Genomic DNA, 24,512 nt, shown 5'->3' with positions numbered 1-24,512 from the left:
CACAAGCTGTTGAAGAATATCTGTTATTACATCCATAACTCCTTGCAAAAAACAAATAAACTACCTATCTTTGTCGCGCATTGGTTCGCATACCTCACACGAGGAAAGCGATTAAAAGGGAATCAGGTGTAAATCCTGAACAGTCCCGCTGCTGTAAGTTCTATATTATGTTGCAAGCAACCTACTTTTAGCCACTGGAAGAAGAATTTCCGGGAAGGCGCTCGCAACAGGAACAAGTCAGAAGACCTGCCATGCAACCAATTTCACTGCTTTCGAGGAAAAAGCGTTGAATCTAATGAACCGGACAATTCCGTCTATCATTTCATTCATCATTCTGATTCAGAGAAAGTATGTTGTAATAAACTCTGCCAAAAGTTTATTTATGCGTGTCCGGTCGAAGGGATTTCGCCCGGACACTTTTAAACCTAAAAAGAGGAAATGGAAAAGAGGACTTTAGCAATCTTTGCAGTAAGCTGCAAACTGTTTTTATCGACTTCACTTTTTGCACAACAGCAAAGGGTGGATACTGCACGTACCTATTTCATCCCCGAAATAACCGTTTCCGATATTTATCAGACCCGTGAGGTTCGCTCTACCGCCCCATTACAGATATTTTCTAAAGACGCTTTAAAGAATCTGAATGCCCTGCAGGTTTCCGATGCCGTGAAACATTTTGCAGGAGTAACTGTGAAAGATTACGGGGGGATCGGCGGACTGAAAACGATATCCATACGAAGTTTGGGTGCGCAACATACTGCTGTAGGTTACGACGGAATCACACTGACTGACTGTCAAACGGGACAAATCGACCTTGGACGTTTCTCTCTCGATAATGTCGACCAACTGTCGTTGAGTAACGGTCAAAGCGACAACATTTTCCAGCCTGCCCGTTTCTTTGCTTCAGCAGGGATACTGAATATACAAACACTCACTCCCCGATTTGAGGACGGAAAGCACACGAATATAAGTGCGTCTTTCAAGACCGGTTCATGGGGATTGGTCAATCCCAGTCTGTTATTGGAACAACGGATCAGTCGGAAATGGACTGTATCTGCCAACGGCGAATGGATGTCATCGGACGGGCATTATCCATATACCTTATATTACGGAAATGAAGAAGGGGATCTGAGTTCACGGGAAAAGCGAAAGAACACGGATGTACAGACATTTCGTGCAGAAGCCGGGCTTTACGGAAACTTCTCCGACAAAGAACAATGGAGGCTAAAAGCCTATTATTTCCAATCTTCCCGCGGATTACCCAACGCCACAACTTTCTATTATACTCATTCTTCACAACGTCTTTGGGACAAGAATACATTTATTCAAAGTCAATATAAGAAAGAATTTAACCGGCAATGGGTGTTCCAGACTTCTGCCAAGTGGAATTGGAGCTATCAACGTTATTTAGATCCCGATTACAAAGGTTCTACCGGAGAAATAGAGAACAGTTATTACCAGCAGGAGTATTACCTTTCGGGGGCCGTGCTTTACAGGTTATTGAATAATTTGTCTTTTTCGCTTTCTTCTGACGGAAGTATCAACACGATGAATGCCAATCTGAATGACTTTGCCCATCCTACGCGCTATTCGTGGCTGACAGCTTTTGCGGGAAAATATGTAAACAATTGGCTTACTCTCTCTGCATCCGCTTTGGCAACCGTCATCTACGAGCAGGCCGATAAAGGGGGAAGTGCAGGTAATCACCGTAAACTTTCTCCGTATGTCAGCGCTTCGTTCAAGCCTTTCGACAAGGAAGAATTCCGTATCAGAATTTTCTACAAAGATATCTTTCGCCTGCCAAGCTTCAACGATTTATACTACGGTGAAACTGGAAACAACAAGTTGAAACCGGAGAATGCACGGCAGTATAATATCGGTCTGACATACAGTAAGGATGTATGCCCGTTCCTGCCTTATCTCTCGGCAACTGTTGATGCGTATTACAACAAGATAACGGATAAAATCATTGCCTATCCTACCAAGAACCTTGCTGTCTGGAGTATGAGAAATCTCGGCAGTGTAGAAATCAAAGGCATTGATGTCACAGGCAACGTGTCCCTCCAGCCTTGTGAAAAGCTCCGTATCAATCTTTCGGGGAATTATACATACCAACGGGCTTTGGACGTAACCAACTCTGACCCTGCTTCCGAAGAAGGGAGAACTTACAAACATCAGATAGCTTATACCCCCCGTGTTTCCGGTTCGGGACAGGTAGGTATCGAGACGTCTTGGGTTAATTTATCTTACTCATTCCTGTTCTCAGGAAAACGATATACACAAGGAGAAAATATCACAGAGAATAGAATGGAGAGTTATAGTGACCATAGTATCTCTGTGGGGAAGGAGTTAACTATACGGAAGATTAATACTTCTATTCATATAGAAGTATTAAATATAGCCAATAACAATTATGAGATTATCAAGAACTTTCCAATGCCTGGACGTTCTGTTAGAGCAACGTTCAGTATCAAATATTAACTATGAAACAAATAACCATAAATAGAAAATATATATTGCAGACATGGTTATGGATGCTCTTACTGTTATTCATTGCCTGTGATGATATGGAGGACAAGCCATCTATCCCCAACATTGATGGCAGTAATATCTCCGAAACCGGAACTGCAGAGCTATATATATTAAGCGAAGGATTGTTTAACTTGAATAACAGTTCTTTGGCTCGTTATTCGTTCAAAAAAGGAAAGCTTACTAAAAATTACTTCAAGGACCTAAACAAACGAGGGTTGGGTGATACAGCCAATGATATGGCATTATATGGTGGCAAATTATACATTGTAGTCAATGTATCCAGCACCATTGAAGTAATAGACTTCCAAACAGGAGTTTCTATCAAACAAATCCCTATGCTGGCAGAAAACGGCAGTTCACGACAGCCACGCCATATCACGTTTCATAAAGACAAGGCATACGTATGTTCATACGATGGTACCGTTGCACGGATCGACACTACTTCCTTAGAAATAGATGCCTTGACAAAAGCCGGAAGAAACCCGGAAAATATCTGTATACAAAATAACAAACTATATGTATCCAATTCCGGTGGTTTGGATTATTCTGCAGGCTTAGGGGTAGACAATACAGTTTCCGTGATCGACATCACTTCCTTTACAGAAATAAAGAAAATAACAGTCGGTCCCAATCCCGGATGTATTGTACCAGGACCAGACGAAACAGTTTATGTAGCTACTCATGGAAATAACATAGCAGATGGTGACTTCCACTTTGTAAAGATAGACTGCAGAACAGATGAAGTAGCACATATTCATGACGAAAAAGTCATGAATTTTGCAATCAGTGGCAATATCGCTTATTTATATAATTACAACTACAATACAGAGTCATCTTCTATCAAGGTTTTCAATCTAAAGACCGGACAGACTATACGCGACAACTTTATCACAGACGGAACCCGGATCAACACCCCTTACGGTATTAATATCAATCCATACAGTGACAATATCTACATAACGGAAGCATATAGTTACACCATAACCGGTGACATACTTTGCTTCAATCAGAACGGACAGTTGCAATTCAGAATCAACCGTGTCGGACTGAACCCTAATACCGTTGTGTTCAGCAACAAAGTATCATCAGGAGACAGCAGTGAAGAGGACTCGGATTCGAATGCCCCCTCTGCATTTGCCACTAGAGTATTGGAATACAGACCGGCTCCCTGCCAGTTTATGAATACATCCACAACTGCTTATAACGAAAACTATACATCTGAAGATGTGAGAAAATACGCAGAAGAGCTACTCAAAGATCCAGACCTATGTCTTCTTAGTCTTGGAGCATACGGAGGTTATATCACGGTAGGATTTGATCATACAGTACCTAACGTTCCCGGACAATATGATTTCAAAATATATGGCAACGCGTACTATGACGCATTCGGGACATTAACCGGAAAGCTTGGTGGAAGCTCAGAGCCAGGCATTGTATTAGTTTCGAAAGATGTTAATGGTAACCAGTTACCTGATGATGAATGGTATGAGCTTGCCGGCAGCGAATATACGTCTTCCGCAACTATAAAAAATTATACTATTACTTATCACCGTCCCACATCAATATTGGATAAAGTTAAATGGACAGATAATCAAGGAAACGAGGGATATGTAAACAGAAATGATTTCTATACTACCAATTCATATTATCCATTATGGATAGAAGAGAACGAGATGACATTCCATGGTAGCCGTTTGAAAGATAACGCTGTGAATGAACCTCGTGAAGATATGCCAGAACATTGGGTAGGATACTGCTATCCATACGGATATGCAGACAATCACCCTAATAACACAGAAAAAAGTAAATTTCAAATAGACTGGGCAGTAGACAAAAATGGACATCCCGTTCAATTAGATGGCATTGATTTCGTTAGAATTTACACAGCTGTCAATCAAAATACAGGGTGGATGGGAGAAATTTCAACCGAAATACAAGCTGTTGAAGATTTACATTTTGGGAAACAATAAACAATTATGTATAAATTATTTAATTAAAAGAAGAATGAAAAAGATGAAATTCTTAGTTAGCCAACTATATATGTTGGCATTGCTGGCATTGCCATTCATTTCATCATCATGTAGTGACGATGATGATGATCCAAAAGTTGAAATCACTAGTCTAGGTATTGAAGATGGTGCAACAGTTAATGCAGGGCAAGCTGTTGAACTAAAAGCGCAGATCAACAATAATCACGGAACAACTAGTTACTCATGGGTTATAAATGGAAAAGAAGTTTCTACAGAAAACATATATACTTTCCAAAGTGACACTGTCAAAACCTACACAATACAACTAACAGTTAATAACGAATATAATACTGTTAAAAAAGAGATAAATATCACTGTTGCATATCCAGCCTCATTCTATGTCATTAACGAAGGAAAAGAATATTCCTCTATTAATCAATACAAGGAAGGCAAATGGAACAAAAAGATTATTGAAGACTTAGGTCTAACCGCAACAATAGGAGTAATCTACGAAAACTATATGTACATTGTCTCTAAAGTTTCACCAAACTTAACCAAAATGAATATGGACAATTTCAGTAATACAGGTCAAATCGATAATATAGATGGACAAGGATACAATATTTGCATTATCAATCAAGAGACAGCTGTCATGACCACCAGCAGTGGGGCATACAAAGTGAAATTAAATCCACTTACAGTTGAAGATAAACTCACTAATACTAGCAATAGTAAGGACATATATAAAATAAAGGAGCAGCTATTCATTTTGGACGGGAATACGATAAAAGTATATAATATAAATGATTTTAGTTTTAAAAAAGGCCTTACCAACCAAGCAAATGCAGGCTTTGCCCAAGCCAAAGACGGTTCATTATGGGCTGCAAATGGTAACAAACTAGTCAAAATTGATACTAACAAATTAGAGAGCGAGGAGATTCAATTGCCAAACGACTTAAACATCTTTTTTGACAAATTTGCTTACAGACCAAGCGGTTTATGCGCTTCTACTACAGAAAATGCTCTATATTTTGCTCATGCACCCAATTTCAGCGGCACAGATATCTATAAATTTGATATTACTACCCAAAGCGTAAATAAATTCTTCACTGCTCCAACAAATTACTCCGGATATGGTGCAGGCATACAGGTAAATCCCCAAAATGGTGACGTATACCTCATTTATACAGAAGACGGATGGGGAGCACATTATTTAAATACCTATATTTACGTAGTCGATGGAGTGACCGGAACCCAAAAAGCTATTATTGATTACACCGGTGAATATTGGTTCCCGTCAACCATAACTTTCCAATAACAAGAGTGTGATTTATAGATAAAAAGACAAATAGTCGCAAAAATAATAAGAAAGCGTTAGGCTACTTCTTGGGAAGTCTGACGCTTCTTTTTATTCTCTACCATATGTTCTTGTGGGTACAAATCGAGAATATAACAACAGAAGAATTAATTACACAAATCAGTAAATGTCCGTCAAAAGCATTAGTGAACATTTCTTATTCAGCCTGCACTCAGTTCTCCGCCCACGTCAACACAAAATCCGGCTCAATACGATAACCAACCGTATAGAGTTTTTGCTGCTGCGTTGCGAATTCCTGAACCTGAAATGTTCCCTCCACTTGAGGAATAAAATGCGCCAGACGAAGTTTACGGAGATCTGCATCGGCGTTCTCCATGCGCTTGAAGATTGTTTCTTTAGCAGACCAATACAACAACAGCCCCCAAGTCAGATCTTCCTGATAAGATTCTACCTGTTCGTCAGGGCGGATATAACGGTCGGATACTCGATGAACCCGTTGCCCGTATTGCTCAATATCAATGCCAACAGGATTCAAAGAACTAAGTGCTACCGCCACATATCCTCTTGTATGAGAAATACTGATATAAAAGGAATGATCTGAAAGAAACGGTTTTCCTTCGGAAGAGTAAACAATCTCTTTGTCTTCCTGTAACATCGAATACAACAAAACACGAACAGACAACCATTCCATCTTCCGGCGTTCAGAAGTAAAACGCAGTAATTCCTTTTCACAAGATATTTTCCGTGTATTGGGCAACAAAGACAATAATACGTCCAAAGACTCTTCCATCTTCCAGACAGCCCATTGTATGCCGTCTTCCCTATGTCGCAGGTATAACGCCATCTTATTCTTTTCCTTCCGACACTTCGGGTTCTTTTGGCAAAATCGTAAACTTCACTTTCAAGATACGGCGACTGTCCATCTCCAGTACTTCGAATTCATAATTATGATAAGTCACCTTCTCGTGTAAGGCAGGAAATTCACCTTTTATCTCAAGCAACATACCAGCCAAAGTATCCGCATCCCCTATCACCTTCTCAAACTCATCTTCGTCTACTTTTACAATCTTATAGAAATCGGTCAATTGTGTCTTCGCTTCAAAAATCCAAGTATGGTCGTTCAATACAACGTATGTACGTTCTTCATCGTCATATTCATCATGAATCTCACCCACAATTTCTTCAATAATATCTTCCATCGTCACCAATCCGGACGTTCCTCCGAATTCATCAACAACAATGGCTATATGAATCTTATTCGCCTGAAAATCACGCAACAAATCATCGATCATCTTCGTCTCCGGCACAAAATAAGCCGGACGAATCAACGATTGCCAACGAAAGTTATCCCCTTTGTTCACATGAGGCAGAAGATCCTTGATATACAACACTCCCTTGATATTATCCCGCGAACCGGAATAGATAGGAATACGCGAATAAGCATTCTCAATGATACATTGCATCACTTCCTTGAAAGGTGTACGGATATCCAAATCGACCATATCCAGACGTGATGTCATCACCTCCTTCACTGTTTCTCCGCCAAAACGGATAATTCCTTCCAAGATATTATTCTCCTCAGACAATTCCGCCTTATCTGTCAGTTCCAATGCGTGCGACAACTCGTCAACAGAGATATTATGACTCTTTTTGGCGAAATGCTTATTAAGAAAAGCCGTTGAACGTACCAAGACAGTAGCCACCGGACGGAATATCTTCTCTAGATAATAAATTCCCGGTGCGGAGAAACGGCAAAAAGCCAAAGTTTTCTGTGCAGAATAGATCTTCGGCATTATTTCACCGAACAACAATAACAGAAAAGTAAGTATTACAGTCAGTATAAGAAACTCTGCCAATGGAGAATGGAAGATAAACACATTCATGAAAAAGAAATTGCAGAGCATGATAATAGTCACGTTCACAAAGTTATTAGTGATCAGTATCGTCGCCAGAAGGCGTTCGGAATCACCAAGAAGTGCACTTATTTTTTCATCGGAAGGATGATTGCGTTCGTCAATATCATTCCGGTCCGAAGGAGAAAGCGAGAAAAAAGCTATTTCAGAAGCCGAAGCAAAACCGGAAGCAAGCAGGAGCACACCAGCCAATACTATGGCGATAATAGCAGAGATAGAAGGAGTAAGTACGGTAATACCGTCGAAAATGCCAGCTAACTGGCTTAAATAACCATCTGAGTCCAAAGATTCTATATTTTAGTTAAACAAAAGATAATGTGCCTATAAGTTTGCGAAAGCCAGTCGGCACACTACCATATTATCTAGAACGGCAAATCATCCGCCGAATTATCTTGTATTGATTGAGCCTGCGATTGCTGTGACTGTTGCGGCTGCTGTACCGGAGCGGCAACGGGTTGCTGCGTGGAAGCTGTAGCTCCCGCACCGGGGCTAGTTCCTTTCGGAGTCAGCATTTCCATATTATCTACATAAATTTCTGTAGTATAACGTGTAGCACCAGCCTGGTCTGTGTACGAACGGGTTCTAATCTTTCCTTCCAGATACAACTTGTCACCTTTGTGTACGTATTTGTCTACAATCTCAGCCAAACGGTTGGATGCAACGATATTATGCCACTCTGTCCTGTCGGGAATCTGAGTCCCATTTGCTAACGTATAACCGCGTTCTGTTGTTGCCAACGGAAAAGTAGCTACAGCCGAGCCTGCATCGAAGTATTTTACACGTGGATCCTGACCCACGTTTCCTAACAATATCACTTTATTTACTGACATATACGTATCAAGTTTATGATTCTTAAATTCAAATCTGCTGCCAAAATTAAACAGAATAACAATAGAATGCAAGAATTGTTATAACTTTTATTTCAGACCGATATACTTCTCAATGAAAGCGTGCACCAAGCGGGAAACAGCGTATCGCTCCAATTCCTCAGCTTTTATTTTTTGGAATTTACCGAAAGAAGCAGTTCCTTCGGGCAATATCACTTCATAAAAATTAGCATAAATCACCCGATGCGACAATACATGTTTTACCTCTCTGCATACCGAACGCACCACAGGTTGCTCTCCGGCTGCAAACAACGTCTGAAATTCCGGCAAAGCCAAAAACTCTTCTTCCGGCAAAGAGGATGAAGTCTCTATTAAAGGCAGTTCAAACAGATTCTTCCAGATATCATTATCCGTCCGTTTATTAATAAAGGTATGCGCGCCCGCACGTACATAGATATAATTGAAGTAACGATTCGTTGTCTTCGTCTTATGCTGTTTCACCGGAAGCACGGTAACCAGCCCCTTCAATAAAGCCGAACAGCCGGCAGATAACGGGCAAAACAGACAGTCGGGTGACTGCGGTGTACATTGAATCGCCCCGAAATCCATAATACCCTGATTATACAGGGCAGGCTGTTTCTTGTCCAACATCTCGTTCGCCAATTCTGTAAACAGTTTCTTCCCTGCTGTCGAGTCAATCGGTGTTTCAATACCAAAATAGCGCGAAAGTACACGATACACATTCCCGTCCACCACCGCATAAGGCATATTATATGCAAACGAACAGATGGCAGCCGCCGTATATTCCCCTACTCCTTTCAAAGCCAGTACCTCCGGATACGTTTTCGGGAAAACACCATTCATGCTTTTTGCCGCCGCATGAAGATTGCGGGCACGGGAATAATATCCCAACCCCTGCCAATACTTCATCACCTCGTCCTCCTCCGCATCCGCCAATGTAGATACATCGGGAAAGCGTCCGATAAAACGAAGGAAATAATCATATCCTTGAGCTACACGCGTCTGTTGAAGAATAATTTCCGAAATCCATATCAAATAAGGATCAGAAGAATCACGCCACGGCAAATCACGTTTATTTTCTTTATACCATTCTATAATCGTTTCCGTAAACATATTAGCATATTGGCACATCAGTATATCTTTTTTCCGACAAAAGTAACTCTTTTGGTTCTAAGAAACCTCTATGCAACCATTTTTTTAGAAAAATGTGTAGAATATATTTTTTTAGGAGCTTAAAAAGCTATATATTTGCAGTCCAAAAAATTAGCAATAACATAGTAATAATATTTTTTTTAAGGAAAAATGACTAAAGCAGATATTGTAAACGAGATTACAAAGAAAACTGGGATTGACAAGCAGACAGTTCTTACTACAGTAGAAGCCTTCATGGATGCTGTAAAAGATTCTTTGTCTAACGATGAAAATGTGTATTTACGTGGATTTGGTAGTTTCGTAGTGAAAAAAAGAGCACAGAAAACTGCTCGTAATATTTCAAAGAATACTACTATCATTATCCCTGAGCACAACATTCCGGCTTTCAAACCGGCTAAGACATTTACAATTTCAGTAAAGAAATAATAAACAAGAGTATTAACCCATAAAATGTGAAGCTATGCCAAGCGGAAAAAAGAAGAAAAGACATAAAATGTCTACGCACAAGCGTAAAAAAAGATTAAGAAAGAACAGACATAAAAGCAAAAAATAATTTTTAGGTCTGGATCACACAGAAATAAAGAACAAACTTGCGAAGCTAATGTCTTTCAAGTTTGTTCTTTGTTTAAGTAGTTAACTCAAAATGAACAATTTGTTAAAATAGTTGTTCATACAAATGAGATTCAATCAATAATAAGGAAACAAAACAGTGACAAGTGAACTAGTAGTTGACGTACAGCCTAAAGAGGTTTCCATCGCTCTTCTCGAAGATAAGAGCTTAGTGGAACTTCAAAGCGAAGGAAGAAATATTTCCTTTTCTGTGGGCAATATGTATTTAGGACGTATCAAGAAATTGATGCCCGGACTGAATGCATGCTTTGTGGACGTTGGTTACGAGAAAGACGCTTTCCTCCATTATTTAGATTTGGGTCCTCAATTTAACTCACTCGAAAAGTTTGTAAAGCAGACTTTAAGCGACAAAAAGAAGCTGAACTCCATCAGCAAGGCAACCCTGCTTCCCGACCTCGACAAGGATGGGACTGTATCCAACACACTCAAGGTGGGACAAGAAGTAGTGGTGCAAATCGTAAAGGAACCGATCTCCACCAAGGGACCGCGACTGACGTCCGAAATTTCGTTTGCTGGGCGCTATCTCGTACTCATCCCTTTCAATGACAAGGTTTCCGTATCACAAAAAATTAAATCGAGCGAAGAACGCGCCCGTCTGAAACAACTGCTGATGAGTATCAAGCCGAAAAACTTCGGTGTCATCGTCCGTACCGTAGCAGAAGGAAAACGCGTAGCCGAACTCGACGGAGAGCTTAGAGTCCTGATCAAACATTGGGAAGATGCAATGGTGAAAGTACAGAAAGCCACCAAGTATCCGACGTTGATTTATGAAGAAACCAGCCGCGCCGTAGGTTTGTTGCGCGACCTCTTCAACCCTTCTTTTGAGAACATCCACGTCAACGACGAGGCCGTGTACAATGAAATTAAAGATTACGTAACATTAATTGCGCCCGACCGGGCCAATATCGTAAAACTGTACAAAGGCCAACTTCCCATTTACGACAATTTCGGTATCACCAAACAGATTAAATCATCGTTTGGTAAAACAATCTCTTACAAGAGTGGTGCCTATCTGATTATTGAGCACACTGAGGCGCTTCACGTAGTAGACGTGAACAGCGGCAACCGCACCAAGAATGCCAACGGGCAGGAAGGTAACGCACTCGAAGTAAATCTTGGAGCCGCCGATGAGCTGGCACGCCAATTGAGATTAAGAGATATGGGTGGTATCATTGTCGTCGACTTTATCGACATGAATGAAGCCGAAAACCGTCAGAAGCTTTATGAACGTATGTGTGCCAATATGCAAAAAGACAGGGCACGGCATAATATTCTGCCGCTCAGCAAATTCGGGCTGATGCAGATTACACGCCAACGTGTGCGTCCGGCAATGGACGTCAACACGACCGAAACTTGTCCTACTTGCTTCGGCAAGGGCACTATCAAATCGTCCATTCTCTTTACGGACACTTTGGAGAGTAAAATTGACTACCTGGTCAACAAACTGAAGGTTAAGAAATTCTCGTTACATGTCCATCCGTATGTTGCCGCCTATATCAATCAGGGACTCGTTTCTCTGAAACGGAAATGGCAGATGAAATACGGATTCGGTATTAAGGTTATTCCAAGTCAGAAACTCGCTTTCCTACAATATGTATTCTACGATACACATGGAGAGGAAATCGATATGAAGGAAGAAATCGAAATCAAATAGACAGAGAAACGGCGTCTCGTTGTAACGAGACGCCGTTTCTCTGTTATTGGAACTATATAGAAAGCAATGCCGGAAGCTCCGATAAACGGGTAATAAAAGGTATACCGGCTTCTCCTGTTTTACCTTCCGGACAACCTTGAACAACCTGACAACCAAGAGACAATCCCGGTTGGATGTCATTTTTCATCGAGTCACCGACAACCAGCACTTCTTCATAGGCAAATCCGGCACGGTCAATTGCCCGTTTCCACAAGGAAGGATCAGGCTTACGGACACCTTCAAGCGTCGAATCTGTAATAGAGTGAAAATAAGATACAATTCCCAAATCCGTTACAATCTTCTTAAGATTTCCATAATAATTGGAAACAAGCAACAGGGTGTATGAGCGATGTAACTCATCAAGTACAGTACGGGATGCGACCACATAATCCGATGAATAATCCGTCACAAGGCGGGCTGCTTTTAAAGGCAAACTCTTCCTATTCTCCGGTGTATCCGGCAAAACACCACGTTCTATCAGACTTTTAAACTGTAAGTCGGTCTTAAATGCCTGCGTCTCAAGCAGGGAATGTCCGGGCTTTACCAATTGTAATTGCTCCATCATCCGCTCCGCATATACATACGAATCTCGAAAATTTTCTTTTGTCAAAGGAAGATTCAACTTCGTCGTATAAAGATGAATGTAAATATCCATCCAATGCAAAAAAGGCGAGTCAAGCGTTCCGCCAAAATCAAAAGCAACCGCTTTTATCTTATCTTTATCTATCATTTTTTATTTCCTATCTTCATTAATGCAAGACCTATCACAATCCAGAATAATTCGCGAACACGGGTGATCAGTGCTGTATATACGCCATAGGCTCCCGACAGGGACAAGCCACCTACCGCCAAAGCAAATCCGCCTTCACGGCCTCCTAACTGCATAGGCAAGAAAAACAATAAATTGGCCAGTAAGGAAGAGAATGCCAAAATCAAAACACAACTCACAAAACTGACATTAGTAGTAAGCACATTCAATATAAGCCATACTTCCATACAACTAACAATACGTGCGAGATATTCCAAAAACAATGCACTATAAAATGTACTTTTCTTTTGACGATGCAACAAGGCAATCTGGCTATCTATATTTTCCAGTTTCGCCTTATGAGTCTCCGAGAAACGGATAACCCATTTCTTCAGAAACGGTATTTTACTTCCCAAATGGACACAAGCCACTGCCATCCCATGACGGTATCCCTTCACAAACAGAATACTCAACAACAAACAGAAAACCGTTACCAGTCCCAGTACAATCCCCATTTCCCAACTGACGGGATAGAACACCGCATAAATTACGACAGCGCTCAACCATAAACAGAAATGCGAGAAAATGTGCATCATCACATAAAGGATGACCGACGAAGTAGCACGTTCCACTCCTACGTAGGGAGTAAGTTCCATGATACGGTAAGGCTCCCCTCCCATCAGTCCCACCGGAGTAACATAGTTGATTGCGAATCCGGAGACCGTAAATTTATATAACTTAGAGAAAGTCAATGAAGATACTTTTCCCCCGCTACGCACAATAATATACCAGGAAAGAGCGTTAATGGCATAGATAACCAGCCACAGCAACAACACCAACGGCAAGTAAATCCCCGCACGCTTCAGATTGTTTAACAACTCCTCATAAGATACATCAAAAGTGAAAAGCATGATAACAACAGCTACAATGCCAAACACAAGGAAAATGTTTCTAAAACGACTCTTCATAAATATTATAAGTTTTGGTACATTTGTCTGCACAACCGCTCGTGCTGACATATCATATATATCAGTAATCCGTTAAGTACGGTCAGTTCAAAGACAAAATAAATCCAAGGCAGATTGACCAATAACGAAATAAACAACACAATAACACGTGTATTGAATGAAAGAATATTGGTGTATTTCATTAGTGGAAGACTACCTTCACGAAAACGGTTTCTAACCTCTTGCGGATATACTTCGCCATATTTCTCACGTAACGCCGCAAAAAAACGCTGGAAAGCCGGAGAGAATTGTTCCTGCGAATGCGTATAACCCGTATAAAACCAAAGGAATGTTTTCCGCACCAAGTCTTTCTTCCATGACAACGAAAGATACAACTCGCGTTGTTGTACGGAATTATCCAACTCACTGCCGGATTTCCCTTTCAAGAAGAAAAGATGCACATTCCGGTAATAATCCGCCATAGCCGCCTGCTTACTATGCGAAAATCCTGCTACCGCAGCCAATAGCCAAATCCAATACCCCCATTCCGGTGTCAGCCGTAAACAGATAGCTACATAAATAGAAATAAACCAAAAATCACCGGATACTCCATCCAGAATACGACCAATTTCAGACTTTTGCCCAGTCATACGTGCTAACTGTCCGTCAGCACTGTCATACATATTCGCCCAAACGAGCAAACACATACCTATTATATTTATCAGCAGATCATTATAATAAAACAATATACCGGCAGCTATCCCCAGAAAAATAGAAGCTATGGTGATAGCGTTAGGAGTAACTCCCAAATGACGAAACAGAAGAGCCCAACGATAACCGATAGGACGGTAGAACAACAAGTCGATCCATTCTTCCGTATCAGCAGACTTCAAGGTTGCCTCCAGCCCCTTTGCACTTACTTCATTATTCATAATCCTACGTTCTCTACTTTTCTTATGATAATTCCACCAATCGCCTTCGCCGCTTCCTGACGACAAGGAGCAAAACTAGGCCAATCATTAAAATCAATGATACGAATCGTTCCATCCGATGCTACGATACAGTCGCCACCATATACCGTCACATCCAGCACTTTCGCCGCATCACTGCAAAGTTGGTGCAACCCCTCTTCCGAGAAAGGAATGCCGGACGGAGCACCATTAATCTCTTCAAGGCCAAATTTGCTATGATTACCCTCCTGCGGATAAAACCAATAGAAGAAATCAGTACCGGCTACTCCATAGAATTTAACCAAATCACCTTTCAAATGCTCATTAATCACCACACGCTCAATACCACGTAAGGCATATTCCGCAATGACCTCCTGCAATTCGGCAGAAGTACGTACAAACGTTACATCTTCACGATGAATGGCATGAAAGTCCGCACGTTTCAACCAACAAGGCTCAAATACAGGTTTTATCAATGTTTCGGGGACACCATCATTCGTATCCCATATCAAACTTCGAGGGTGAGAAATCTGATTTTCAAGCAGCAGAGTAGTCATTCGCTCACGTGTACAATTCTCGATACCATGTCCGGAATTGATCGCAAAGCAATCCTCTTTTTCTTCCAGCTTCTGCAACTTCCGCACAGAAGCCTTACTACGCATCATGGTAAATATATACTTCTCGCCTTTCAACGAATTAGTCAGGAATTCCTGTTCCGTATACATATTCACCTGATGACCATTTTCTTTCAAATACTGGGCAACAGCCGAAAAGATGGCGGCATCATTGCCGACATGATTGGGTGAAAAAAGAGAATATCGCTGTATTCCCGCAAAAATCAAGGATCTCATTTAATCAGTTGTTCATCTAAAAAAAGTTCGGCTTTCTTCACATCCGCCGCATGATCTATGTCTATTACTTTTGAGAATGGGTAAGCCCGCAACTGCAAACCGGCATCAACCAGATATTGCTGGAAACCGCGCATACGGGAAACGCCTGCCTCCATCGCTAAAGGCAACTGTGCCAAAGCACGCTGATTCATACAATAAATTCCTCCCGATATATAACGCAAACCGTCATAAGCCTCACTGGCATATCCCGTAATCCGCAAATCATCCGCTGTCTTGACATAAAGAGGACGTTCGTCGTCAATATAATCCGTGACAGCCATCAAAGCATCAGCAGATTCATCAGCACGAAAAGTACGAATATAATCAGCAAACTCTGCTTCACGAAAGATCGGGTCTACCGTTGTCAGACAGAATTTTCCTTCGCCTTGCAGATAAGGCATAAGTTCATAAAAACTATGGAAAGAATCGGGAGTGGATTTTACAATCACATTCAGAGGTATGGGTAGTTGTCGCTGTTGTTGTTCCAAAAAACAACGAACCTCGGACATTTCTTCATTAATAATGATGCAGATAGACTCTGCATCATTATCAAGGAAAATGCGAAATAATCGGCTTAATAGAGTAGTTCCCCCCACTTGTACAAGCGGTTTAGGAACCTTCACCCCTTCAGAAACAAGGCGAGAACCTTGCCCTGCGGCTATTAACGCATATTTCATTCTATTATATCTTCCTATTTAAGCCAAATAATCAGGTTCTTTTTCACCAATCATGTTACGCAATGTCTGTTTTACCATTCTCCATTGAGTGAACAAGTCGTGTTCCGGTTGGTGTTCAAAATCATGCATCGGGCTCTTGCAAAAGAATGACAACCAAGTCTGGATGCCACACATACCTGCACGCATTGCCAAATCACTGAACAATACAAGGTCGAGCGCGATAGGAGCAGCAAGGATAGAGTCGCGGCAAAGGAAGTTCACCTTGATTTCCATCGGATAGCCCATCCATCCAAAGATGTCAATGTTGTCCCATGCTTCTTTGTTGTCTTTGCGAGGAGGATAGTAGTTGATACGTACCTTATGATAAACATCTCCGTAAAGATCGGGGAATTTTTCAGGTTCGAAGATAGTATCGATTACAGACAGCTTGCTGACTTCTTTTGTTTTGAAGTTTTCCGGCTGATCAAGCACTTCACCGTCACGATTACCCAATATATTGGTAGAGAACCAACCGCTCACACCCAACATACGAGTCTTGAACATCGGAGCCAATACAGTCTTCATCAAAGTCTGACCACTCTTGAAGTCCTTTCCTGAGATAGGCACATTCATCTTCTTAGAGAATTCCCACATAGCCGGAGTATCTACGCACAAGTTAGGAGCACCCATAATAAACGGAGCACCTTCTGCAATAGCAGCATAAGCGTAACACATACTCGGAGAAATAACTTCCGTATTATTCTCCTTCATTGCTTTTTCCAAAGCAGCGAGTGACTGATGTTCGTCAGACAACGGAACGTAGATTTCTGTGCTGGCAGCCCAAAGAACAACAATGCGGTCGCAGTTGTTAGCAGCCTTAAAGTCACGGATATCCTGACGGAGTTGTTCTACCATGTCCCAACGGGTAGCAGCATTCTTGATATAAGTACCATTCAGACGTTTAGCAAAATTGTGATCGAAAGCGGCCGGCATTGGCTTGATGGCTTCCAATTCGTCTTTTACTCCGTTCAAGTCTTTTTCTTTCAAGACTTCTGCATACATTGCAGCCTCGTATGCGTTATCCGGGAAAATATCCCAACCTCCGAAAACAATGTCATTCAAATCTGTCAAAGGTACAACATCTTTGATAAGTTTTTCCTCATTGTTTTCCATGCGCATAGTAGCCAACTGTGAAATAGATCCTATCGGTTTTGCCAGTCCCTTGCGAGAGGCTAGTGTACCCGTAATCATTGTGGTAGCAACTGCTCCACCCACTCCAACTACCAACACGCCGAGACGTCCGGTAGCGGGCTTAATTTCTTGTTTCATTTCTATTCTATTAAAATTAAACTAAAATTGTTGCAAAAATAAGATTAATTAATTACTAAAACGAGCTTTATTTGTCATATAAATATGGCAATTAGCAGGATTTAACTTTTAAAAGGTCATGTGGAGACTTATCCTCAAGCCTGATTTGTCAATTCCGGGTGCATCACGGTATGTAAGCCTCCACACATAGTCCAAGCGTAATACCTTGAGAATATTTTCAATACCTATCCCCGCCTCCACGTATGGTGTTTTCCCCATTGACTGTGTGTTCGCTATCGGAAAAGCGAACAAACCATCACTCAAGACCGGATTGTTCTTATCACTTAAATGCCCATACAACCCGCGACATGAGACAACCTCCCTCCATTTTAGCTTCTTTAACAATGGAATACGATTGAATAACCACCCGTTGAGGAAATAGGTAACATCCCATGAGAAATATTCGTCATTCATAAATTCCATCGCATTCATCAATGAATAAGATTCGGGCTGAATGGTATAAGAAAGGTTGGCATTGGGCATGATTAACAAGGGGAAAGGAACTTTGTCCCACACTTTACCCGCTTTCAGAATAATATCCGTATAGCCGAAAGCAGAAAACCAGAACCGCTTCTGGATACCGGCCTCAGTATGGTTATATGTATAATCGCTACCTAAAATACCCTTACCGGCAATAGTATGCGACAAGGTAAAGACAGGTGCATCCAACGAAACGGGGAAACGGTTCCATTGAGTTTGGAAAAACTTCTCATTAGGAGCATAACGCAACTTCAACTCTGCCGCACTGGTAGAAAAATCCTTGACCGGAGTATAAACATCGCCCTCTTTTCGCAGGAAAGGAATCAGATACGAAGACTCATCCGTCCGCCTGCGGGCTGTCAATTGGAAAGAAAAGCCCGAATAGAATTCATTGGTATAGGTCATTTCCGCCTGTTTGAAATAACCGATACGGTCATCCTTTTCACGTTTCAAAGCCAGAAACACATTATCTTTACTCGTATACAGGTAGTTTTGCCCGTATTGGTTGACATCAGACTCGTAACGTAACTTCAAAGAGTGAATAGGAAATTCGTTAGCATATTCTTTTTTCTTTTTGAACGAATATTCCAGTTCCGCCAATCCTTTCACACGTTCATCCTTAAAACCGTACGCAATGTACCCTTTTGCAAACAGATGAGGATTGAGCCAGGCAGTTGTCATCCCTCCGGCACGAATACGGGGACCTTCGAGTGTATTACCGCTAATAGTGGCGTTCATCGGACCAATATAGAAAAGAGGTGCTTCCTTAGAGGTCGGGATATATCCGGTAAAGAGGATAGAAAGCACCTTCTCTGTCCAATAATAGACCGGATAACTGCGCAACTGTGCCATCAAGTGATCTACCGAATTTTCTTGTTGCGAGATAGCGGCTTCCGGGCGATTCTCCGCCCAAAAAGATTCGGAACGCGCCAAAGCCTCCGTTTCTTCAATGATACGTTCCGGCTTGGTGAAAGCCTTGTCGGCTTCTGCAGTCGGTGCAAATGTATAATTGCTATAATCCGCCACACGACGGGCAAAGATCCCATCCTGTCCTTCGGTCAACTTAAATTCAACCGTAATGCTTTCATGATCGAGCAGGCGCGTACCGTCTTCGGCACGTTTGAATTCCTGTTCGAGCAACATATAGTCTACAAAATTCAGGTTTATCTTTTTGGGAAAGTTAAACACGGCACGTTTGACAAAATAAGTAGAGTCGAGCACTACATACAGATGTCCGTTGAACCCGAAAGACTCGGAGTTAAATGGGGTGAAAGCCAGATCTACACAAGGTTCACCGGCTATCTGCAATGTATCCATCAGATAATACTTATAGAATCCCGTACCGATGCGGGACAGTGGACTGACAAACTTATTGGTAAACAGGGAAATGTTATTTTCGTAAATATCCACATCCTTGAAAACTTCGTTGATAGCAGCCTGCATCCCTTGTTTGGAAAGGAACTCATCAACACCCGCCTGTTTGCGTCCTTTCACCCATTGTTTCTCGGAGCGGGGAGATTTCCGATAATAGTCCGTAGCAAGCAACTCTCGGGCTGATACGGTAAGAATAGGTTTACCGGTGACGGCAGAAGTATCTATATACTCGGTAAGAAAATCAAATTTACGATATAACCACTTCTTTTGCTTCTCTTCATCAAAATTATTCAGCGCGAAAGTAGTCTTCTCATAACGTTCGCGTTGCCAAAAATCTTTTTCATTTGGAGAATGATTATCACGACTCTCAATCATCCGACGAACAAATTCCACTGCCGGATTATCTTTTTTCCGGTAACGCTCCCGTTTGGGCTTTACCACAACTTCAGAAAGGTCATAAGCAGTAGGCGCAAGCGCTACTTTGTAGGATAAATTACGGGCTGGATAAATCCTCCGACTATTTTCGTTATAGCCGATGACCGATATCACAAGAATTGCTTCGGAACGGTTGGTCTTGAAATAAAAGCGTCCGTCACTACCGGTCGTAGTTCCCTCAGTCGTGTCTTTCAGACGTACAGATGCATAAGGTAGAGATTCTTTTGTCAGAGAATCAGTCACCACTCCTTGCACTACATACTGTGCGCTTAGAGGAATACTGATTAACAATAAAAGAAAGAGCGTCAGTGTACCTTTTACGATTAGTCTCATACCTTAAAATCCTATTGAATTGAGCGGGGCAAAGGTACGGGTATTTAAGGACAAAAAAAGGTCTGTTTGACGGAAGAAGTGTTCTTATTTGACACAATCAAAAAAGAACAGTCCGATTTATTCGCAATAATCGGGAAGGCGCACAGTGAAACGGGTTCCCTTACCCACTTCGGAAGTTACAGAGATAGTCCCTTTTAAACGCTCGACAATTGTTTGACAGATACTCAATCCCAATCCTGCCCCTTGTGTGAAATTATCAACTTTATAGAACCGTTCAAAGATATGCCGGATACCTTCTTCCGAAATGCCGACTCCGGTATCTTCTACAAAGATACGGGTATATCCAGGCTCTTCCTCTTCTTCATAACCGAAAGTGATAGAACCGCTGAATGTAAACTTAGCCGCATTATTAATCAGATTATTCACTACCTGTTGCAGGCGTACGTTATCTGTCTGAAGGTACTTTTTATCCCCTTCGGGCATACGTAGCAGCAGTTCCACTCCCGGAGGCATATTCAACCGCTGCGAATCGTGAACAGTCTTCAACAGCAGAGGTAAGTTATGTTCCGCAAAGATAAATTCCATCGTACCTGACTCTATACGGGACAAGTCAAGAATATCATTAATCAATGCCAACAGCAAACCACAATTTTTATTAATAGTCGCAATAAACTGAGCAACTTCTTCTGTTGTAAACCCACTTGTATCACTCAGCAAATCGGAGAAACCAACAATAGCATTCAATGGAGTACGAATCTCATGGCTCATATTGGCAAGGAAGGCTGATTTCAGTTTATCAGTCTGAAGAGCTTTATCACGCGCTTCCCTCATTTCCTGTTCGGCCGTCTTATATCGCTGAATACTTTGACAGACACCTAATATATTATACAGCGAGTCTTGCGTCAATCCTGTGATAACGGAAGAACGGTATTCCCACCACTCGTATTCACCATCGGCGTTACGTTGACGGAAGTTCAGGCGCGTATTCGTATCTTCTCCGGTCAGCGCCCTGTCAAATAACAGTTTCACTTCCTTCAAATCGTCCGGATGAACCGTCCGCTCCATATCCTCACGTGAGATTATCGTAACCGATTCTTCATATCCCAGACGTGTCAAAAAGCCCTGAGGAAAGATAAAACAATTTGTTTCCACATCGAATTGCCACGGATAAATGGAACTTTCATCCATCGCCATATCAAAAAAACGTTTTTGCATTTCTTCATCCGAGATATTCCGGGCGGAAAACGCCATACCAGTAATCATACCCCTTGAACGGATAGGTACAATTTCTCCAGACACCGGGAAATACTTATCGCTATGCACCTCTTTCATAAAAGAACCCTGAGGTATCTGCACGCTCTCCCCTGTGCCGGCCACTTGTTTCAACATCTTATGAAGAATATCCTGCCCCTCATTATATATATTGAAAATACTGCCTGCCATCCTCCCTTCATAGACACGTCCTCCCGCCTCACTAGGCAGATGAAGCATTTTCAGCAGAGAACTATTCGTAAAATGAATATGCAAATCAGTATCATACGTTATCACCCCATCGCGGATAGAATGGAAAATATTATCAAACTCATTACGCTGTTCTACCAACTTATTCTGCACCAATAAACGGGTTTGTGCTTGAATCCGCCGTTTAGACTCGCGCCGGTTAACCCTCATCAGCCATACGACGGAAACAACCAACAACGCCAAAATAGACGGATAAAGAAGAATAAATAGGAATTTATACTTCTCCCAATAAGGCTCATTGACAATTATTCCACTTGAGGCTACCTTATCAGGATCAACGTAGAAGAAATCCAATTGCTTATAATCATATATAAATCCCTGCTTGCTTTCCGTTACTCCTATTTCTTGTGGAGATATCCCCTTCAATACTTGAGAAGCCTTTTGCCCAGCCAATAATGCCGAAGTATAAGCATCACTGTCATAGGCACAGAATACACCATTAGTCAGCCCCACATTCTGGCTTGCAAACACAGGAGCCTTAGAGTTCTTCCCAACAAATGAGAGAAAAGGAGACCATTTAGGAGCTATGACAAGACGCCCATGACTGTTACGCGGATAACAAATAGCTGCAATAATATGACTGGTCGTATGATTCTGGGTATTATAGATTTTCATATCATAATCCGGATGATCTTTCTGAAAAATGTCCCACTCCTCTTGAAAGTCATTAAGCCCTCTTGCACTCAGAAAACTATTGTCTATCACACAAAGCACTTCTTTCCGTAAAGGAAATATTTTCTGAGCCTGACGGAGAATCACATCAAAGTCAGGATTGGCAATAAACCCGCAAACATTAGGATGGGCAGCAATCAATTTTTCATCAGGATATTTAATGTCGAAAAACACTACCGGAATCTGTAGAGGCAACGAATCTCCACAGGCAAAAAGCGTGTAAAAGGCCTCATCACTTGCCGTAACAATCAAATCGGTCTTCCTTTCACGGGCACGTTCACAAAAGCGGCGCATGATTACCTTCTCCGACCGGAATGTCCAAAAATCGGCATCCAGATATTCTGTTGTAATATTCACCTTTATCCCACTCTCTCTGAATCCTTTTGCCAATCCTTGGTTCAGGCTGCTATGCCAAGGAGTCTGCGCTGTATAAGATTGTAAGAAAAGTATATTGAATGTACGTTCCGTAGCTGCCGCCTGAATAAGAACAGCCCAAAAGATAACTACAAACAAACAGCAATATCGTCGATTCATAAGCAAAAGCCAGCGTTGTTTTCAATATTATGTGCACAAAGATAAGTTATTATATTGAAAACAATGCAAATAGCCCTATATTTTTATTCCTTCCACAAAGCTGTATCCGGTTATGTATGATGGAAAGGCTACTGATCTTCCGACAGCAAATCCTGCCCTAAATGAGTAGTTGCCTCCACCTTTTCCCGATCACGAATTTCTTTTGCTTTTCGCGCATAGACAATCATACGCATAGATTGATCATAAGTGAAATAATTCCATATCCAGTTAAGAAGCACGACCACCTTGTTACGCACTCCAAGAATGGAACGCAGATGGACTACCAACCACATAACCCAAGCCAACCAGCCTTGCATCTTCACTTTACTAAATTCCGCAACAGCACGGTTACGTCCTACTGTCGCCATAGAGCCCAGATTACGATAATGGAAAGGTTTCATCTCCTGTCCTTTTTCAAGACGTATCAGGTTCTTTGCCAACAGTTCACCTTGCTGGATAGCGACTTGTGCCAATTGCGGGTGCCCGTTCGGATAACTTTCATCAGTAGATTGAATACATTGATCACCGATAGCGAATACATTATCCATTCCTTCTACACGGTTAAATTGATCTACTTTAATACGTCCGCCACGACCTATCAACGATGGGTTCATGTTACCGATAGTTACTCCGGTAACACCACTTACCCAAATAAAAGTACGTGTAGCGATTTCTGTTCCATCCTCGAGTATAACTTTATGGTCGCGATAGTCTATCACTCGCTTATTCAGCAAAATATTCACTCCCATCTCACGAAGAAATTTTTCCGCGTGCAATGACGAATCCTCCGACATCCCGGCAAGTAATCTCGGTCCCGCTTCTATCAAATATATGTGCATCAGGCTGCTAGGCATATCCGGATAGTCATTCGGCAATACGAACCTCTTCATCTCTGAAAGTATTCCGGCCACTTCTATTCCCGTCGCTCCGCCTCCAACGATGACAATGTTCAATAATTCCTGTTGTTCCTGCTTGGTAGAACAAGTGAGAGCCCGCTCCAAATTAGCCAAAAGAGCATTTCTCAACCCCATTGCCTCCGACACGTTTTTCATCGGCATTGCTTCCTCTTCAATGTGTTTATTGCCAAAGAAATTGGTGGTCGTACCCGCCGCCAAAACCAAATAATCATATTCGGCTTTCCCGATGGAAGTCTGTATCATGTTCTTTTCGGGAAAAATGGCACGCACCTCCGCCATACGGAAGTAGAAATCTTTCCGGTGCTGAAAAATTTTGCGGAAAGGAAAGGAGATGGAAGTCGGTTCCATACCCGCCGAAGCTACCTGATAAATTAAAGGAGGAAACTGGTGATAGTTGTTCTTATCTATCAACACGACTTGAAAGCCTGACTTTTTCAACTTGTTTGCCAACTTCAGACCACCGAAACCGCCGCCCACTATGACGACCCGTTTCTTATTATTTTTTGCTATGTTAAGACTCATATTCCAATCATGTTTTATCCAAATAATAACAGATGAATGAGTCAATAAGTTTTAGCAAAAGTTCTTTTTTATC

At 41.7% G+C, this 24,512-nt stretch carries 18 protein-coding genes and 1 riboswitch; of the genes, 5 read left to right on the top strand and 13 right to left on the bottom strand.

Features of this window, described 5'->3' with window-relative positions:
- Positions 1 to 64: 64 nt before the first annotated feature.
- A riboswitch (cobalamin riboswitch) is annotated at positions 65 to 269 on the top strand.
- Positions 270 to 438: 169 nt separating this feature from the next.
- Genes ACNOGP_RS10775 through ACNOGP_RS10765 form a run of 3 tightly spaced genes read left to right on the top strand, consistent with a single transcriptional unit; the run spans position 439 to position 5,817 of the window.
- Positions 439 to 2,478 carry a TonB-dependent receptor plug domain-containing protein gene (locus ACNOGP_RS10775; protein WP_418212861.1) on the top strand — a complete coding sequence of 680 codons (2,040 nt, stop codon included), beginning with the start codon at positions 439 to 441 and terminating at the stop codon, positions 2,476 to 2,478.
- Positions 2,479 to 2,480: 2 nt separating this feature from the next.
- Positions 2,481 to 4,499, top strand: a complete 2,019-nt coding sequence (locus tag ACNOGP_RS10770) for a YncE family protein (RefSeq protein WP_418212860.1) — start codon at positions 2,481 to 2,483, stop codon at positions 4,497 to 4,499.
- 34 nt (positions 4,500 to 4,533) lie between these two features.
- Positions 4,534 to 5,817 (top strand): DUF5074 domain-containing protein, encoded by a 1,284-nt coding sequence (locus ACNOGP_RS10765; RefSeq protein WP_186968097.1) that lies wholly within the window; start codon positions 4,534 to 4,536, stop codon positions 5,815 to 5,817.
- Positions 5,818 to 6,028: 211 nt separating this feature from the next.
- Here the strand turns inward: ACNOGP_RS10765 and ACNOGP_RS10760 are convergent, their stop codons facing one another.
- From ACNOGP_RS10760 to mutY, 4 genes are all read right to left on the bottom strand, one after another.
- Positions 6,029 to 6,661, bottom strand: a complete 633-nt coding sequence (locus tag ACNOGP_RS10760; protein WP_186968096.1) for a 4'-phosphopantetheinyl transferase family protein — start codon at positions 6,659 to 6,661, stop codon at positions 6,029 to 6,031.
- A gap of 1 nt (position 6,662) precedes the next feature.
- Positions 6,663 to 8,015: a gliding motility-associated protein GldE gene (locus ACNOGP_RS10755; RefSeq protein WP_022275550.1), complete on the bottom strand. Its 1,353-nt coding sequence runs from the start codon at positions 8,013 to 8,015 to the stop codon at positions 6,663 to 6,665.
- 77 nt (positions 8,016 to 8,092) lie between these two features.
- Positions 8,093 to 8,560 carry a single-stranded DNA-binding protein gene (locus ACNOGP_RS10750; RefSeq protein ID WP_418212859.1) on the bottom strand — a complete coding sequence of 156 codons (468 nt, stop codon included), beginning with the start codon at positions 8,558 to 8,560 and terminating at the stop codon, positions 8,093 to 8,095.
- A gap of 87 nt (positions 8,561 to 8,647) precedes the next feature.
- Positions 8,648 to 9,709 carry an A/G-specific adenine glycosylase gene (gene mutY, locus ACNOGP_RS10745; protein WP_186968093.1) on the bottom strand — a complete coding sequence of 354 codons (1,062 nt, stop codon included), beginning with the start codon at positions 9,707 to 9,709 and terminating at the stop codon, positions 8,648 to 8,650.
- A gap of 171 nt (positions 9,710 to 9,880) precedes the next feature.
- On the opposite strand from mutY, the gene ACNOGP_RS10740 reads away from it, so the two are divergent.
- Together ACNOGP_RS10740 and ACNOGP_RS10735 are read left to right on the top strand one after the other, a co-directional pair.
- Entirely contained in the window at positions 9,881 to 10,156 is a 276-nt protein-coding gene (locus ACNOGP_RS10740; RefSeq protein WP_004300646.1) for an HU family DNA-binding protein, read from the top strand.
- Between the two features lie 283 nt (positions 10,157 to 10,439).
- Positions 10,440 to 12,014, top strand: a complete 1,575-nt coding sequence (locus ACNOGP_RS10735) for an Rne/Rng family ribonuclease (RefSeq protein WP_007749668.1) — start codon at positions 10,440 to 10,442, stop codon at positions 12,012 to 12,014.
- Between the two features lie 52 nt (positions 12,015 to 12,066).
- Here ACNOGP_RS10735 and ACNOGP_RS10730 read toward each other — a convergent pair whose 3' ends face one another.
- The 9 genes from ACNOGP_RS10730 to ACNOGP_RS10690 all read right to left on the bottom strand — a co-directional run bounded on the left by ACNOGP_RS10730 (position 12,067) and on the right by ACNOGP_RS10690 (position 24,439).
- Entirely contained in the window at positions 12,067 to 12,783 is a 717-nt protein-coding gene (locus tag ACNOGP_RS10730; RefSeq protein ID WP_186968092.1) for an HAD family hydrolase, read from the bottom strand.
- Complete coding sequence (locus ACNOGP_RS10725) at positions 12,780 to 13,769, bottom strand: lysylphosphatidylglycerol synthase transmembrane domain-containing protein (protein WP_418211846.1); 990 nt, start codon at positions 13,767 to 13,769, stop codon at positions 12,780 to 12,782. The genes ACNOGP_RS10730 and ACNOGP_RS10725 overlap by 4 nt, the downstream gene beginning before the upstream one ends.
- Before the next feature lie 5 nt (positions 13,770 to 13,774).
- On the bottom strand, positions 13,775 to 14,680 hold the full coding sequence (locus ACNOGP_RS10720) for a CDP-alcohol phosphatidyltransferase family protein (protein WP_287669457.1): 906 nt from the start codon (positions 14,678 to 14,680) through the stop codon (positions 13,775 to 13,777).
- On the bottom strand, positions 14,677 to 15,549 hold the full coding sequence (locus tag ACNOGP_RS10715) for a hypothetical protein (protein ID WP_418212858.1): 873 nt from the start codon (positions 15,547 to 15,549) through the stop codon (positions 14,677 to 14,679). The genes ACNOGP_RS10720 and ACNOGP_RS10715 overlap by 4 nt, the downstream gene beginning before the upstream one ends.
- On the bottom strand, positions 15,546 to 16,265 hold the full coding sequence (locus ACNOGP_RS10710; protein WP_418212857.1) for a nucleotidyltransferase family protein: 720 nt from the start codon (positions 16,263 to 16,265) through the stop codon (positions 15,546 to 15,548). The genes ACNOGP_RS10715 and ACNOGP_RS10710 overlap by 4 nt, the downstream gene beginning before the upstream one ends.
- Before the next feature lie 18 nt (positions 16,266 to 16,283).
- Positions 16,284 to 17,573: an inositol-3-phosphate synthase gene (locus tag ACNOGP_RS10705; protein WP_007765839.1), complete on the bottom strand. Its 1,290-nt coding sequence runs from the start codon at positions 17,571 to 17,573 to the stop codon at positions 16,284 to 16,286.
- A 108-nt stretch (positions 17,574 to 17,681) separates the two neighbouring features.
- Positions 17,682 to 20,234, bottom strand: coding sequence for a DUF5686 family protein (locus tag ACNOGP_RS10700; protein WP_418212856.1), 2,553 nt, complete (start codon positions 20,232 to 20,234; stop codon positions 17,682 to 17,684).
- 117 nt (positions 20,235 to 20,351) lie between these two features.
- Entirely contained in the window at positions 20,352 to 22,961 is a 2,610-nt protein-coding gene (locus tag ACNOGP_RS10695) for an ATP-binding protein (RefSeq protein ID WP_186968089.1), read from the bottom strand.
- 128 nt (positions 22,962 to 23,089) lie between these two features.
- Complete coding sequence (locus tag ACNOGP_RS10690) at positions 23,090 to 24,439, bottom strand: NAD(P)/FAD-dependent oxidoreductase (RefSeq protein WP_186968088.1); 1,350 nt, start codon at positions 24,437 to 24,439, stop codon at positions 23,090 to 23,092.
- Positions 24,440 to 24,512: the final 73 nt, after the last annotated feature.

This window comes from Bacteroides difficilis (assembly GCF_048319815.1).
Classification (GTDB): Bacteria; Bacteroidota; Bacteroidia; order Bacteroidales; family Bacteroidaceae; genus Bacteroides; species Bacteroides zhangwenhongii.
This window is presented reverse-complemented; position numbering and strand designations above follow the sequence as displayed.